The organism is Rummeliibacillus suwonensis, from assembly GCF_007896435.1.
GTDB lineage: Bacteria > Bacillota > Bacilli > Bacillales_A > Planococcaceae > Rummeliibacillus > Rummeliibacillus suwonensis.
Genome location: NZ_VCBL01000001.1, coordinates 884,783 through 899,866 on the forward strand (window position 1 = coordinate 884,783; position 15,084 = coordinate 899,866).

A 15,084-nucleotide genomic window follows, 5' to 3' on the forward strand; every position below is an offset into this window, starting at 1 on the left:
AGAGAAACGAAAAAGATAGATGGGGGGATCGACTGCCCGTAAAAATCCGATTGGTTCGGCCCAACAAGAGGAGGTTGGTCCCTCAGGTGTTGCCACGGGGCATGGCGCTTTTAACCTGAGTTCTTCTATTTCAGCGGGGGATGAAGAAAACCCCCACTGTTGGAGTTTCACCTTATTGTTGAAATTTATTTTAGAGTCTATCCCAAAAATTCAAGAATCGAGTAATAAACAGAGGATAGAGTAGCAGATCAAACTACTTATAAGCATTCAATCGGTTCAACTAATAGAAAGTGAGGAATGAAGAAATCTCACACTATGAAATTTCACTCTATTGATTGGAACGTTCTATATATTCTGGAGGATTCAGTTCCGTAATATATTCTTCTTGTTGATCTCGCATAAAGGTTGTATATTGTTGAATTAGATTTTCATCGTATGTTACTTTTAGCCGAGATGGATAGGTGGGTTGTCCATTCGTTAAACTTTCTTGGTTTGATGTAGGGTGTGTTTGTTTAGAAACATTGCCTCTAAGGGCAGTTAAAATTAGCCTTTTGGAAGAAATTCCGCCCGTCAACCTAATATTAGAACCTACACCATACATAATCATATTAGACTTGGAGTAGAAAAAGCCTTTTATCATACTAGGGTTATTATAGTCACTATACTCGGAAATGTTAGAAATTTGAATATTTCCATTCGCAAAAATGATCAGTGTGCTATCAGGATTTAAACCTTGTAATGTGCTATCTCTTATTTCTACATTTCCTTTTACATAAATTAAAGCATCACTTTTTAAATTTGTATCATTTATCGTTAAATCACCGTTAACGTAGTAGGAACCTTTTAAGGGCACACTGTTTTTAGAGTTGTTGGCATCAATGACCATATCTCCAACATAATTACCTGTTTCCTTCCACTCTAAACAAATTAGGAACCATTTAGTACAGACTTTTTCTTTTTCACCAACTAAAATAGTTTTATCTTTAGTATAATTTTTTGTTGGATTGTCATTTGATGAAATATGTAAATCATCATATTGATAATCTACTGTTCCTATATTTTTTTCCTGTATTTTTGCTAATACATCAATTTGATCCGCTGGCAAAGATTTTGTCACAATGTCTAGATTAGGTGTATTAAATAAATAATTATTTTTTAGATTATTTGTTGTATTAGTATCTAAAGGGGATAACTTAGTATATGGTGACTTATCTAAATAATGTATTCCGCTTCCATCTATAGGATTTGAAATATGTTTATCATAGTTATTTGCCGCATTTACCGTGTAAATGTTTTTTTCATTTTCTCTCATAATGATTTTAGGGGTTATACTTTTTGTATCTTTTACTAATCTTGGTCCGACACTATTTTCCCAGATAGCATTATTTCCATTCATCCAATGTGCATTCCTTGTAATAATCAAATTCCCATCTGTTTTAATATCCCCTTGTATCTCAACTCCGCCATGTAGATAGAGGTCACCACCATCATTCGTTGAGAGTGCATAGCGAAGCTGGTCTGGGATGGCATCTGTTCCAATAATGACTTTGCTAGTGGTGATGCGTGTTTTTCCATTGACAATACCAGTGCTTTTAAATGTGACAAGGCGTTTATAGAGATCTTTTTCATCGTTAGAAACCATTTCTACTCGGTCAATGCATACCTTCGTTTCTTTGGTTTGATCCTGTTTTTCCCCTGGAATTGTGATTCCTCCTCCTTCTGAGCAATTAGGTTTTATTTTATCCTCTAATAATTGGTAGAAGTCTGTTTTTCCCATCGGATTGTTTTTGATCTCATTTTGTAAAAATAGTTGAATATCGTTCACCGCATATTTAATGCCTTTATCGGATAAGTCTTGTGCCTGAACATTGTCTTGCCGGATTTCATTTTTCTTAATGCCGCTTGATGTTAACGTTAATAAGCTTAGTCCCAATACCGTGAAAATAACGATAACAGCTACTGTGAGTATAAGCGTATAGCCTTTTTCATTTTCTAATCGCTTTTTCAATGATGTCCCTCCTCCAAATATTAGTGTAAGAGCTCTTTCCATTGGAATTTCCAGCTGATCTTAACAGTTGGGGGATCTGCTAGATTTCCTATATGACCGTCTAATGGCTCCTTCCTTCAATCATTAGTTAGATGTGGAGAAAAGAGGTTGAATCGTATTTTTGAAAGCTATCTTTTTTTTCGTCACGTTTTGACTGCGTTTCGTTGTTTTTTCAAGAACAAGGTAGATTTCATAGGAAGGGTCCGTCTCAGGATCCCCATTTATCTTCGATTCTGGTAATATACGAATATTCGTATTTTCTATATGATAATTGTCGTTTTTTAAAAGAATATTCGTTGTAGTCCCATTTGTTTGAAAGCCAATTTTTTGCAATGTATTTTGACAAGCACTATCATCGATATTCCAATTTCCTTCCTCATCTTTGCGGCATTTTGTTAGATCCGTCGTTACTTCTAGAAAGCTGTCACCTTCATTTGTTGTATTGCGTACGATCGTATTTTGATTGGTCGAGTATATCATTTTGATGAATTGACTCATGATAAGATCCGCCTCATCACGTAACTCTGTATCTGTTTGAATATCATTCGCTTCTTCACTACCTTTTATAAAAACATTCACAATGATGATAGAAATAATAGAAAGGAGCACGAGACTTGCTAACACTTCTACCAGTGTGATACCCATATTATTTTTTAGGATTTTATTCAATAGAAACATACCCTTCCGTTGAACTTTTGGTTTTCCCATCTGGTGCAGTAACAGTGACGACCACTTTCATGATTTTTAATTCTACTTCAGAATTGCGCCCATATTTTTCTGTTCCTTGAGAAGCAACATAAGAAACGGTATATGCTTTTTCATTAAATGTAATTGTATCGGGTGGGGCAGCAGGATTAGTAGCGATTTTAAAATAATCTTGAACATCCGAAGCAGTCTTGATTTCTTTCATTGGTTTTGCTTTTAATCCTTCTAATATCCCGTCTGCCAAATTGATAACGACTAATTTCTCATTATTGATGTTTGCGGCTTTATTTGTTTGCACAAATAATTGAGTAAAAGATAGCAAAATAATCACAAGTAAGACAATGGATGCAAGAGTCTCTACAAGTGTGAAGCCATTTTGAGTGGCAGTAGTCTTATTCATAACATAAGAAACCTCCGATCCTCCTTATTAATAGAAGAATTTGAAAATCCTTAGCTCTTTTTGCTGATAAAAAAGCTCAGTTTTAATTTTAAAGATAAGATAATTATCCATACCTATCCTTTTTGTATTATTATATATCCTTTAATATACAATAGCTGTGATATTTAGCATATTGAAATTTGAAACATTTACATAATTTTTAAAAATTGATGTGAAAAAAGGCATATCTTTTCTTCATTTTTTCATTTATAATGTTGACTGTAGCTAAATATACATATACGAAAAAGAGAAAATGATGGGAGATCTATAAGATGAAGATATTCTCTAAAGCTATGATCATCACGCTTTTGATATCCGTAGCGCTAGTTTCAGGAGAATATATGAGTATCCATACACTAGCAGCTTCTGAGGGTTCTACTATTGGATCTATTTCTGTGAAAGATTTATCTGAAAGTGATTTAAAGAAAAAGTTAAATACTGCAATTGCAGAATGGAAAAATAACAAGATTGAAATCATGATTGGAAATCATAAAGTACGCTTGAGCGGAGATGATTTTCTATTTGATGTAGATGCTTCTATTCAACAATATGAGGTAGCTATAGACAAACCGTGGTATGCCTTTTGGGAAAAGACACCAATCGTTCATGAACCACTTCAAGTAAAAGCCAATCATTCACTGATTGAGAAAATTGAAAGTGAAGCAAAGCTAAAGGGAGGGAATATAGATCAGCAAGTTTTAGAAGCAGCATCTTATTTAAAAAAGTCTCCTATTGAAATACAAATAAATGATGTTTCGATAGAAGATGCTGAGCGCATATCATTTGAATCGATTTCAATCCCTGACAACCTGCAAACAGAGGTCGAAACCATTGCCAAGGAATTAGATGGCATCATGATCGAACCTGAGAAAACATTCTCTTTTAATAAAGTAGCCACACAGGTCGGGAGTAATGATGATGCGATGTCGCTTGTAGCATCCGCATTATATAGTACTGTTTTACAAAGTAGCTTTGAAGTCATTGAAAGACATCAAGCAGAGGATATTCCAACCGATGTGAAACCAGGATATGAAGCAAGCGTTAGTCCTTTTTTAGAACAGGATCTGCAATTTGTTTCACATAGTCATGTTCTCGCTAAAATCATGGCAAAAGTAGAAGATGGAAAGTTGAAAGTCTCCTTATATTCGTTACCGGGAAATCCACAGGTGACGATTTCCGAAAAAGATAGGCAGACTGTTGCACCACGTACGATATATCGCTATACGAAAAGCTTAGATGAAGGTGAGAGTAAAACGATTCAACAGTCAAAGCCAGGTTTACAGTTGCTTATATTCCGCACCATTACGGATGAAAATGGTGATACCAAGACGCAATTGATCAGCCAAAACTATTATGCTCCTAAAAATGAAATTATTGAAAAGTCTTCTATAGAAGCACCAGCTGATACGAATGCAACGGCCAATGCTGAGGATGGTAATACGGACAATACCAATGGCACTGATGAAAATGTAGGTCAATCGAATCATGGTCAAACAGAGGATAACAGTAGCCATTCAAACAATAGTAAAAGCCAAACAAATAAAGATCAATCCAATACATCAACTCATAAAAAAGCAACAGAAAGCAAAAATGGTGGGACTGTACCAAAAGGTAGCTACTATAATGATTCTGGCGATATTGTAACACCAAAAGACACTAAATAAGCATGTAGAGGTGATAATGATGGGGCTTTCTGCAAGAAAAAGATTAGGGGATCTGCTCGTTGAAGCAGGGGCGATCACTCAGCAACAGCTTGATTTTGCATTGGCAAATAAACCAAAAGCCGAAAAACTAGGTGACTTTTTAATCAGCGAAAATTTATTGACAGAGCAACAACTTATTGAAGTACTAGAATTTCAATTAGGGGTCCCGCATATTAGCATTAGTCAATTTATGATCGACCCAGAGTTGGTGCAATTATTGCCCAAGGATTTAGCAAAACGATCACTTATCATGCCGCTTACACGTGAAAAAAACAAATTATTGATCGCAATGGCAGACCCTATGGATTATTTTGCGATTGAAGAGGTTCGTATGGCGACTGGCTGCCAGATCGAAACATGTATCGCTACAAAGGATGATCTAAAACGTGCCATTAGCAAATATTACGATTTGCAAGAAACAATGGACGCAGCGCTCAATGATTTGATGCCGGCAGAAAATAGCGACGAAACAGAAATATTAGATGATGACTCACCTATTGTCAAATTAGTCAATCAAATTATTTCTAATGCAGTTGTGCAAAGAGCCAGTGATATCCACTTCGATCCACAAGAAACAGAATTCCGCATTCGTTATCGGATCGACGGTGTTTTAAGAACAGAGCGTTCACTTCCAAAGAATATGCAAAATATGGTCATTGCTCGCATTAAAATCATGGGCAATCTGAATATCACGGAAAGTCGTTTACCGCAAGATGGACGGATTAAAGCAAACATCAATTTACATCCTGTAGATATTCGATTATCTACTTTGCCAACTGTTTATGGAGAAAAAGTGGTGATGCGTGTCCTAGACTTAAATAATTCGCACGGTGATTTAGGAAAATTGGGATTTTCAGAAAATAATTTAGTTCATTTTAAAGAAATGATCAGTAAGCCGAATGGCATCGTACTGATCACTGGGCCAACAGGTTCTGGTAAATCTTCTACATTGTCGACTGCCTTGACTTATTTGAATAGCGAAGAAGTCAATATTATTACAGTAGAAGACCCGGTCGAATATCAATTAGATGGTGTCAATCAAATTCAGGTTCGTGAGGAAATCGGTTTAACATTTGCCACTGGTTTACGTTCTATTTTGCGTCAGGACCCAGATATTATCATGATTGGTGAAATTCGTGATCTAGAAACAGCACAGATTGCCACAAGAGCCTCACTAACAGGGCATTTAGTATTAAGTACACTACATACCAATAGTGCTGCGGAATCGATTTCTCGGCTTTTTGATATGGGTATCGAACCATTCCTATTATCATCATCAATCGTAGGGGTAGTGGCCCAACGACTTGTGCGTCGTGTTTGTCGAGATTGTGGCGAATACCATGATTTATCGAGTGAAGAACTAGAGATATTTGCCAAACATCATATTCCTATTTCAAAAGTAAAAAGAGGCAAAGGCTGTACCTCTTGCAATAACACAGGGTATCGCGGTCGATTAGCGATCCATGAAATCTTAGGCGTAGATGAAGAAGTAAAAGAATTGATTTTGAAAAAGGCTAGTTTGGCGGATATAAAGAGGCATATGTCGAGGAATGGCTATCGGACATTGCTGGAGGATGGATTATTAAAAGTGGCAGATGGTGTAACGACAACGGAAGAAATATTACGTGTGGCAACAGAAGAGTAGGGTGTGAAAAAATGACAGTATCCATAGTAGAATTACTAACTTATGCAGATGACAAAGACGCTTCAGATTTGCATGCAACAGTGGGGGTTCCTCCATACTATCGAATTAATGGTCAGCTAATGCCGCATGGAGAAGAAAAGTTAACACCTGCTGATTTAGAACAAATGGTTCGTGAGGTGTTGCCATCCCATCGTATGGAAGAATTTGAAACGAAGGGTGAGGTGGATTTTAACTATTCATTACCGGGAAGATGTCGTTTTCGTATGAATGCTTACCATCAGCGCAACAGTTGCACGATAGCGGCCCGTAAAATTACTGCGGAAATACCAACGATTGAGCAGCTTGGAATGCCGGAAGTGCTGAAAAGCCTATGTCAAAAACCACAAGGCTTGATCCTTGTCACAGGACCAACGGGTTCAGGTAAATCGACCACTTTAGCGGCGATGATCAATGATATCAACGACCATCAAGCCAAACATATCATCACACTAGAGGACCCGATCGAGTATTTGCATAAGCATAAAAAATCAATTGTCAACCAGCGAGAGGTAGGTTCTGATACGAAAAGCTTTGCCAATGGTTTACGTGCTGCCCTTCGTCAAGATCCTGACATTATTCTAGTAGGAGAAATGCGAGATTTAGAGACGATTTCGACAGCTATTACAGCGGCTGAAACAGGGCATTTGGTGATGGCGACCTTACATACCAGTAGTGCACCTACTACGATCGATCGTATTATCGATGTTTTTCCACCACATCAGCAAGGACAGATTCGTATTCAGTTAGCCAATGTACTACAAGGGATCATTTCACAACGTTTATTTAAACGGATAGACAAGCCGGGGCGTATTGCAGCGACAGAGATTTTAGTCCATACGCCATCTGTTGCGAATTTGATCCGCAACGACAAAGTTCACCAGTTGACGAATATTATGCAAACGAATCGTGCACTTGGTATGCATACGATTGATCATTCGATTCAACAGCTGCTTACCCAAAGGATCATTGACTATGAAACTGCGCGACTTTATATGAATGCAGGTGATCTTGCATGACAGTCTTTCGCTTTACAGGTCGAACTTTGCAGGGAACGATGGAAAAAGGCACGATTGAAGCGATGTCCAAGCAGCAAGCGATGAAAAAACTGCGTGATAAAGGCATCAATCCACGCCAAATTGAAGAATCCAAAAGTATCTTTCATAAAGATTTAACGCTTGGAAGAGCAATCAAAAATGAGGATTTTGTCATCTATTGTCGTCAATTCTCCACGCTGATTCGTGCGGGTATTTCCATTGTGGAGGCGACGCATATTTTAGGCGAGCAAACATCCAGTAAAGGCTTGAAAAAAGCATTGAATGGTGTAGAGGAAGACTTACGTTCAGGGATCGCCTTTTCAGATGCGGCCGCTAAATTTCCAAGGATTTTTCCAACACTTTTTGTCAATATGATGAGATCTGGAGAAGCCACAGGGAATTTGGACGACACATTAGATCGTATGGCATTTAGCTATGAGAAGTCATTTAAGTTAAAGAAGAAAATACAGTCGGCGATGGCTTATCCGATGGTGTTATCAATTTTGATCGTTTGCGTCGCCGCTTTTATGCTGATTTGGTTAGTCCCAAAATTCACCGCGAACTTTGCGAGTTTTGGGGCGCAATTGCCACCGATCACTTTAATCGTACTAGCCTTTAGCCATGCGCTGAAAAAGTTTTGGTGGATTTTTTTACTCGTCATCATCATTGTGACGGGCACGTTTATCTATCTTTACAAAAACAATAAGAGATTTCATTTCTATACACATTATGTGCTATTGAAATTACCGATTTTTGGGAAAGTTTTTCAAAAATCAGCAATCGCTCGTATGACAAGAACATTAGCCACGCTATTTAGCAGTTCGGTGCCGATTTTAAACGCATTAGTCATTGTGGAAAAAATCATCGGCAATCCCGTGATTGAAGATGTGGTAAAAAAATCCAAAACATCGTTAGAGAAAGGGAGCTCACTTGCTGAGCCATTAGAAGCCAGCTGGGTCTTTCCGCCATTAGTGACGCAAATGGTATCAATCGGCGAGCAAACGGGTTCACTGGACTATATGCTGGAAAAAATCGCGGAGTTTTACGAAGATGATGTTGACCGAACCGTTGACTCTTTAAAATCATTGATCGAGCCGATTATGATTATTTTATTGGCAGCGGTCGTCGGCTTTATCATGGCAGCGGTCATGCTACCGATGTTTAGTTTATATGAACAAATTTAATAGATTCGTATTCTACTTGAAAGGAGGTGAAAGGGAAATTGACGAACGACTCATCAAGAAATTCCCTGAACAAACAATATACGAACCCTAGAGGAGGAAATAAAATGAAAGCAAAATTTAAAAAATTGATGAAGAATCAAAAAGGTATGACATTGATCGAACTATTAGCAGTTATCGTAATCATCGCTATTATCGCATTGATTGCTATTCCAGCGATTGCAAATGTTATTCAAAACTCTAAAGATAAAGCTGCATTATCAGATGCTAGTCAAGTAGTTTCTGCGGCTAAAATTGCAATTTCTGATGGTGCTTGTGGTGATGCAGATGGTACTGGAGCCATTTCATGCGAAAAAAGTGAACTTCAACCATTTGTAGATGGACTTACTTTGGCTGATGGCGATAAAGTAGTAAAAGCTAAAAATGGATCTTATTCATTGGTGTTTGCGAGATTACAGGATATAGATTCATCCGGTAAGTTTAAAACTGCTAAACCGACTAATGAAACTACTTCAATTGAGTATAGTGTAATAACAGGTCTCATGAAATAGTTTAACAGCAGCTCCAAAGCTGCTGTTCCCCTTTAATCTTTCGTTGAAGAAAGCCAGATTCTGATCATATGTACAATCATTGACCATTTGGCTTTCTCCACCGAAGCATTAAAGCTTTCGCGTAGGAGGTCTTACAATGTTATTTGGCAAGAAAAAGCGACATGTTTCGCTGGATTATAATGATTTTGGCTTACAGGTATTAACCTATAGTTCAGCTGATTTATCACAGGCAAAGGCTTATTCGATTCCACTAGATGAGGGGATTGTCGTGGAAGGGATTATTGAAGATGAATTGGCTTTCTTTGAGCTATTAAAAGAGCAAGTGAAAAATTGGGGGATTAAAGGGCAGAATGTTCGTTTTTTTGTGCCTGAAAGTACGGTGATGATGAAGTCTATCGATCATCCGAAAGAGTTAGTAGACAAAAAAGCGATTAAAGAATATGTAGAAATGGAATTAGGTCGTGCGATCCATCTTCCTTTTGAAAATCCTTTGATCGATATATACGACGCAAAACAGGGAGACGGAAAAGCAACCATTTTTGCGACAAATGCAGAAGAAGTGCAAAAAGTAGTGAGTATTTTAATGGATGCAGGACTAACACCCGCTGTGGCGGATATTAAAGTGATTTCGCTTATTCGATTCGTCGATCGCATTTTACCCAATCTAGCGGATACGACATCTCTTATTGTCAATTGGTCGATCAATGAAATATCCTTAGCGATTTATTCGTTCGGTGAAGTAGAGTTTTTACGTTTCCAAATGATTGAAACGGAGCGCAGTAAATGGCAATCTCGCTATACAGAAGATGGTTTTGAGTATGTGTATCAAGATGATATCAGTCATTATCAGATGGCTTTAATGGATTCGATTGCTGAAATCGAACGTATTATTAACTTTTATCGTTTTTCATTGAACAAGGGTGAAAAAGGTGTTGAGCAAATTGTAGTGATGGGCGATTCACCGGAGCTTTCCTATATTGCGAAAACGATTGAAGGGCAAGGGGCAATACCTGTACATATTTTCACGGATCAAATGATCGCTGATGCGTTTCCCAATTTTAAGTCTTCTCAAGCGAGTTTGATCAGTTTGGCTTTGAAGGAGGATGTAAAGGCATGATTCCTGATATTAACCTCTTACCCAAAGTAGAAAAAAGAGCATCCAAAAATTCAATATGGTTATTAGCGATGATCATCGTTGTCCTGTTAGCTATCATATTTGGTATTTATTATGCTTCCCTCAGAAGTGATGTGAAAGCTTTGGATGCGCAGCAACAGGCATTATCCAATGAAATCAATGCCTATCAAAAACAAATCGATCGTTTTCAAAAGGAATCACAAGGTTCTTTTGATCAATCGGTCAAATATGTAGAATCCGTTTCCTATCCTGTCACACCGATTATTGATAGTATTGAAAGTCATCTTCAATCCTATGAAAAGCTGACAGATCTTACATATGGCGAAGCAGGTGTAACGATAACAGCCGATTTTGAAACATTACATGGTGTGTCAACGTATGTTCAAAATCTGTTGACAGATCCTTTATATACGGATGTACAAGTAACATCTATCACATCCTTTGAACCGGATAAGAAGGAATACCAAGAAGCGACTCCAAATGATCGATTGGTCCCCCGCTATACGGCTACGATCCAATTAACGGTCAATCAAGTAAAACTATTAGCGGAAGGTGAAAGACCATGAATTCATTAGGAAGCAATAAAAAGATGACGATCTTTCTTATGGTTGCATTGGTACTCGTTGTTGTTTTCGCCCTTTTTTACTATGTGATTTATCCGAAAATAGAAGAAAAGGATTCATTGCAGCTTCAGCTATCAAGTTCACAATCGGAGTCGAAACAATTAGAGAAACAGCTAGAAACACTTCAATCGAACCAACAGGCTGAACAAAAAAGTACTGCTGAACTGAAGATGAAAGTACCTACAAGCCGTGAGCTGAATCATTTGATCGATTCGATTGAACAAATAGAATCCGTCAGCAATACCGATGTAACAGAGGTAGCCTTTAATAATTATGATGCGACTGTAAAAGAAACACTTAAAACAGATGAGCAAGAAGATAAAAATAAGCAAACAGAGCAAGCGAATGGAGCGAACTCTTCAGCTGATTCGGCGGCATCTACTGATACAACACAGGCTAAAGACGAAAATACAGATTCAAACGATCAAAATAATGCTTCTCAAACATCAGATGAACAAAACAATGATGAAGAAAAAACAGCACCTATTTCACCAATCGCATCGAGTAGTCTGCCAGATACATTAAAATTAGTCACGATGAATGTCACAGTGGCGGCAATGGATAAAAAAGAAATAAAAAATTTTTTAAAGGAAATCGAGCTTTTGCCTCGAATTATGCGTATCGACTCTGTTTCTTATGCAACCCCCAATACAGAAGTAACAGGGACAACGGATGGATCACAAGAAGATTCTTCAAAAGAAAAATTGCAAGCCACCATACAACTAACCACTTTCTACTATGTCGGTCAGCTGGATGATCAAAAAGAAAAGTAAGGAGAACTGAGGCAGTGAATCCCCATCATAGCCAAATGCTAGGGATGACTGCCTTTTATCCCGCAGTAGTGGGTAAGTAGTAAAACTTCATATCATATGTGTTGATTAGGCAGAGCAAGTCGTAGCGGAAATCAACGAATTCTTCCTATTCAGTGGACAAGATTGGATAATTAACACAACTAACCTCATATCAAAAATCAAGTAAACTTTCATAAGTGTATTTGAATTGGTCATAGAACATTTTAGATGAAATAGAGGTGAATCAAATGGAAATTGTTTATCTAATATTTTGGATGATACTGGGTCTCGTATTCGGCTCCTTTTTTAATGTGGTCGGATTACGAGTTTCCAAAGGCGAGTCGATCGTGACGCCACCATCCCATTGTGATCAATGCAATAGGAGATTGACGGCTATTGATCTGGTTCCTGTGCTTTCCTATATCTTCTTAGGTGGAAAATGCAGAACCTGCGGAGCAAGGATAGGGTTTTTTTATCCGTTGATGGAATTATTGACTGGTGTGTTATATGGCTTAGCCTATTGGCATTTTGGCTTTACAGTAGAATTCATCGTAGCAATTTTGTTTATTTCATTGCTTGCCATTATTACAGTTTCAGATATTGTGTATATGTTAATCCCGGATAAAATTTTACTGCCTTTTGCATGTGTATTTATTATTTTAAGGATTTTTTCTCCTTTAAATCCATGGTGGGATGCCTTTATCGGTGCTGCTATTGGATTTGGTATTTTATTTCTGATTGCGGTTGTGTCGAAAGGTGGAATGGGTGGTGGCGATATTAAGTTATTTTTCGTCATCGGTCTTATTTTAGGCTTTAAGCTAACGATTGTTGCATTGTTTATATCATCTATCATTGGTTTAATAGCGGGTATTATACAACTTCTATGGCAAAAGAAAGGGCGTAAACATCCAATTCCATTTGGACCTTGGATTGCATTGGGAAGTACGATCACTTATTTTTATGGTTTGAAAATACTCGAATGGTATACCAATTTGTTATTTTAACAAGAAAACTTTTTAGGGCGAGACGACAGCAGTCTCGTCTTTTTTTATGTCTATTCTGCTACGGTATTGAATAGGGGTGATGTCGTTATGAAATTAAAGCGCAACAAAGAGGAAAAACAATTTCTATTAGCTGCGGTCATTCATGGTGTAATGATTGGGGCTGCGGGGGTACTATTATTTTTCTTTATATTACAGGCGGTTGAGAAAAAAGATGGGGCTTCTGACAAAGTATTACCTGTCAATTTACCAAAAAGTACAAAGGTGGAAAGTAAATCAGTGCCATTCTATGCGATGCAATACGGTGTCTATTCTTCGTCGCAGGCGGCTTCTGATTTTCTAGCAGGGCATCCGGAATATGAGAGTGTAGCTATCATACCTGCCGATAAGCAATTCTATCTTTGGGGAGCGATTAGTACTAGTGAAAAGAAGATCAAGTCGATTGTTACAAAAGATTCCTTTGTAAAGCCTTTTCGTCTGAGTGGTGCTGCATGTGAAGAAAAAGGGCTCAAAAGTATACCACAATTGCTAGAAGTGAGCAAAGTAGCGAAATTAAATAGTAGCGATTCTCAATCTAAACTCGCTGCACCTGTTGATTGGAAGGCGGCGGTTGCAGATGCGACAAAGGCTTCGGATAAATTGGAACTCGTCAAATTAATGCTTTTGGAGCATTATGTATCGCAAAATGACTGTTTGAAAATCGAATTTTGATAGAAAAAAAGTATGCAAAATTTAGTTTCTCTTATTTTTTCTGATTTCCCTAATTTTTACTTTTATATTATGATGTTTAAAAAAGGAGTGATTATATGTCCATACGATTAAACAGAGATATGATTCTATTGAATCCGCAAGGGAATTGTGAGGAGTTGTTAAAGAAATTGCAAGTTCCTTTTTCAGTCATTCACCAAAACATAGCACTAGATTGTCCATTACCACCGACTCCCTTTGAATATGCAAATACTTCAGTTGTCGTTCGATTATTGAGGATGAACGCATCGCATTCCTCTATATGTTATATGACTGTTGAGCGTGTCATCAGTTTAAATGGTGTTATTATGCGTTTACCCGATGCTAGAAAGGAAGCAATATCATTTTTAAGGCAATTGTCCAATCAAAAACATGTAGTCACTACTGCTGTGGGCATACGCTATGATGATAAACTATCATCCTTTGTTGTACAGTCTGATGTGATCATGCATCGCCTTTCAACAAAAATAATTACACAATATATCGAAACAGGGGAACCTTTTGAACAAGATATTGGTTATAATATAATGGGAGTCGGACAAAATTTAGTGAAGAGGATAGATGGAAGTAAGTATAATGTCGCTGGTCTACCATTAGATGTACTGAAGATCTTTCTAGCAGAAAAGCATATTATTTCTGTGGAAAAGGAGGAATCCATCCATGGCAACTAATGTTGAAACGCCATTGATGATCCGCGATGTTCATCTGGATGATCGACCAAGAGAAAGACTCAAGCGGCAAGGCGCAGATAGTTTATCAAATCAAGAGTTACTAGCGATTCTCCTACGCACAGGGACAAAGCAAGAATCTGTTCTCTATGTGGCGAATCGTGTCTTAACCCATTTTGAACAGCTTCACGAATTAAAGAATGCGACAATTGAAGAAATCATGTGCATTAAAGGGATTGGTGAAGCAAAAGCCATTCAATTGTTAGCGGCTATTGAATTAGGAAGACGTTTACATAAGCAAAGGACAGATGAACGTTTTACGATTCGCTCACCACATGATGCGGCTCGTTATTTGATGCCCGATATGTCTTCTTTATTGCAAGAAAATTTTGTGACGCTATTTTTAAATGTCAAAAACCAGATTATTCATCAGCAAACGATTTTTATAGGGAGTTTAAATGCAAGTATTGTACATCCCCGTGAAATTTTTCGTGAAGCTGTAAAACGATCTGCCGCCTCGATTATTTGTGCTCACAACCATCCATCTGGTAATCCTTCTCCTAGCTCGGAAGACATAGACGTGACCAAACGTCTACAAGAAGCAGGTTTAATCATTGGAATCGAACTTTTAGACCATGTCATCATCGGGGATCATCAATTTATAAGTTTAAAAGAGAAAGGGTATATGTAGCACTGTAATTTTTAACTCTTTTCCGTTATAATGAAATTTATGATTTGATGAACAGCTACGAAAGTTATGGCTAAAAAGAGAAAG

Annotated in this window: 16 protein-coding genes; 13 read left to right on the forward strand and 3 right to left on the reverse strand. The window is 37.6% G+C overall.

Going from position 1 to position 15,084, the window contains the following annotated elements:
* Window positions 1-19: 19 nt before the first annotated feature.
* On the forward strand, window positions 20-244 hold the full coding sequence (locus FEU33_RS04040) for a hypothetical protein (RefSeq protein WP_146548137.1): 225 nt from the start codon (window positions 20-22) through the stop codon (window positions 242-244).
* Window positions 245-328: 84 nt separating this feature from the next.
* Here FEU33_RS04040 and FEU33_RS04045 read toward each other — a convergent pair whose 3' ends face one another.
* The 3 genes from FEU33_RS04045 to FEU33_RS04055 all read right to left on the reverse strand — a co-directional run bounded on the left by FEU33_RS04045 (window position 329) and on the right by FEU33_RS04055 (window position 3,152).
* Window positions 329-2,008, reverse strand: coding sequence for a hypothetical protein (locus FEU33_RS04045; RefSeq protein WP_146548138.1), 1,680 nt, complete (start codon window positions 2,006-2,008; stop codon window positions 329-331).
* 123 nt (window positions 2,009-2,131) lie between these two features.
* On the reverse strand, window positions 2,132-2,716 hold the full coding sequence (locus FEU33_RS04050) for a hypothetical protein (RefSeq protein WP_146548139.1): 585 nt from the start codon (window positions 2,714-2,716) through the stop codon (window positions 2,132-2,134).
* Window positions 2,709-3,152 carry a type IV pilus modification PilV family protein gene (locus tag FEU33_RS04055; RefSeq protein ID WP_146548140.1) on the reverse strand — a complete coding sequence of 148 codons (444 nt, stop codon included), beginning with the start codon at window positions 3,150-3,152 and terminating at the stop codon, window positions 2,709-2,711. Before FEU33_RS04055 ends, FEU33_RS04050 begins: the two co-directional genes overlap by 8 nt.
* Before the next feature lie 311 nt (window positions 3,153-3,463).
* On the opposite strand from FEU33_RS04055, the gene FEU33_RS04060 reads away from it, so the two are divergent.
* The 12 genes from FEU33_RS04060 (at window position 3,464) to radC (ending at window position 15,000) form a co-directional block, all read left to right on the forward strand.
* Complete coding sequence (locus FEU33_RS04060) at window positions 3,464-4,855, forward strand: G5 domain-containing protein (RefSeq protein WP_146548141.1); 1,392 nt, start codon at window positions 3,464-3,466, stop codon at window positions 4,853-4,855.
* A 19-nt stretch (window positions 4,856-4,874) separates the two neighbouring features.
* Window positions 4,875-6,539, forward strand: a complete 1,665-nt coding sequence (locus tag FEU33_RS04065) for a GspE/PulE family protein (RefSeq protein ID WP_146548142.1) — start codon at window positions 4,875-4,877, stop codon at window positions 6,537-6,539.
* Window positions 6,540-6,550: 11 nt separating this feature from the next.
* Window positions 6,551-7,594 carry a type IV pilus twitching motility protein PilT gene (locus FEU33_RS04070; RefSeq protein WP_146548143.1) on the forward strand — a complete coding sequence of 348 codons (1,044 nt, stop codon included), beginning with the start codon at window positions 6,551-6,553 and terminating at the stop codon, window positions 7,592-7,594.
* Complete coding sequence (locus FEU33_RS04075; protein ID WP_146548144.1) at window positions 7,591-8,796, forward strand: type II secretion system F family protein; 1,206 nt, start codon at window positions 7,591-7,593, stop codon at window positions 8,794-8,796. Before FEU33_RS04070 ends, FEU33_RS04075 begins: the two co-directional genes overlap by 4 nt.
* Window positions 8,797-8,900: 104 nt before the next feature.
* Window positions 8,901-9,344, forward strand: coding sequence for a prepilin-type N-terminal cleavage/methylation domain-containing protein (locus FEU33_RS04080; RefSeq protein ID WP_146548145.1), 444 nt, complete (start codon window positions 8,901-8,903; stop codon window positions 9,342-9,344).
* A 136-nt stretch (window positions 9,345-9,480) separates the two neighbouring features.
* On the forward strand, window positions 9,481-10,461 hold the full coding sequence (gene pilM / locus FEU33_RS04085; RefSeq protein WP_146548146.1) for a type IV pilus biogenesis protein PilM: 981 nt from the start codon (window positions 9,481-9,483) through the stop codon (window positions 10,459-10,461).
* Window positions 10,458-11,045 carry a PilN domain-containing protein gene (locus FEU33_RS04090; protein ID WP_146548147.1) on the forward strand — a complete coding sequence of 196 codons (588 nt, stop codon included), beginning with the start codon at window positions 10,458-10,460 and terminating at the stop codon, window positions 11,043-11,045. Before pilM ends, FEU33_RS04090 begins: the two co-directional genes overlap by 4 nt.
* Complete coding sequence (locus FEU33_RS04095; protein WP_146548148.1) at window positions 11,042-11,875, forward strand: hypothetical protein; 834 nt, start codon at window positions 11,042-11,044, stop codon at window positions 11,873-11,875. Before FEU33_RS04090 ends, FEU33_RS04095 begins: the two co-directional genes overlap by 4 nt.
* Window positions 11,876-12,141: 266 nt before the next feature.
* A complete protein-coding gene (locus tag FEU33_RS04100) occupies window positions 12,142-12,897 on the forward strand; it encodes a prepilin peptidase (RefSeq protein WP_146548149.1) in 756 nt (251 codons plus the stop codon).
* Window positions 12,898-12,984: 87 nt separating this feature from the next.
* Window positions 12,985-13,605, forward strand: a complete 621-nt coding sequence (locus FEU33_RS04105; RefSeq protein WP_146548150.1) for a hypothetical protein — start codon at window positions 12,985-12,987, stop codon at window positions 13,603-13,605.
* A gap of 95 nt (window positions 13,606-13,700) precedes the next feature.
* A complete protein-coding gene (locus FEU33_RS04110; RefSeq protein ID WP_146548151.1) occupies window positions 13,701-14,312 on the forward strand; it encodes a Maf family protein in 612 nt (203 codons plus the stop codon).
* On the forward strand, window positions 14,302-15,000 hold the full coding sequence (radC, locus tag FEU33_RS04115; RefSeq protein WP_146548152.1) for a RadC family protein: 699 nt from the start codon (window positions 14,302-14,304) through the stop codon (window positions 14,998-15,000). Before FEU33_RS04110 ends, radC begins: the two co-directional genes overlap by 11 nt.
* Window positions 15,001-15,084 lie beyond the last annotated feature (84 nt).

Coding starts and splice junctions, on each gene's coding strand:
- FEU33_RS04070 (WP_146548143.1), top strand. CDS start 6,551: ATGACAGTATCCATAGTAGAATTACTAACTTATGCAGATGACAAAGAC.
- FEU33_RS04095 (WP_146548148.1), top strand. CDS start 11,042: ATGAATTCATTAGGAAGCAATAAAAAGATGACGATCTTTCTTATGGTT.
- FEU33_RS04080 (WP_146548145.1), top strand. CDS start 8,901: ATGAAAGCAAAATTTAAAAAATTGATGAAGAATCAAAAAGGTATGACA.
- radC (WP_146548152.1), top strand. CDS start 14,302: ATGGCAACTAATGTTGAAACGCCATTGATGATCCGCGATGTTCATCTG.
- FEU33_RS04075 (WP_146548144.1), top strand. CDS start 7,591: ATGACAGTCTTTCGCTTTACAGGTCGAACTTTGCAGGGAACGATGGAA.
- FEU33_RS04090 (WP_146548147.1), top strand. CDS start 10,458: ATGATTCCTGATATTAACCTCTTACCCAAAGTAGAAAAAAGAGCATCC.
- FEU33_RS04055 (WP_146548140.1), bottom strand. CDS start 3,152: ATGAATAAGACTACTGCCACTCAAAATGGCTTCACACTTGTAGAGACT.
- FEU33_RS04105 (WP_146548150.1), top strand. CDS start 12,985: ATGAAATTAAAGCGCAACAAAGAGGAAAAACAATTTCTATTAGCTGCG.
- FEU33_RS04100 (WP_146548149.1), top strand. CDS start 12,142: ATGGAAATTGTTTATCTAATATTTTGGATGATACTGGGTCTCGTATTC.
- FEU33_RS04110 (WP_146548151.1), top strand. CDS start 13,701: ATGTCCATACGATTAAACAGAGATATGATTCTATTGAATCCGCAAGGG.
- pilM (WP_146548146.1), top strand. CDS start 9,481: ATGTTATTTGGCAAGAAAAAGCGACATGTTTCGCTGGATTATAATGAT.
- FEU33_RS04060 (WP_146548141.1), top strand. CDS start 3,464: ATGAAGATATTCTCTAAAGCTATGATCATCACGCTTTTGATATCCGTA.
- FEU33_RS04065 (WP_146548142.1), top strand. CDS start 4,875: ATGGGGCTTTCTGCAAGAAAAAGATTAGGGGATCTGCTCGTTGAAGCA.
- FEU33_RS04040 (WP_146548137.1), top strand. CDS start 20: ATGGGGGGATCGACTGCCCGTAAAAATCCGATTGGTTCGGCCCAACAA.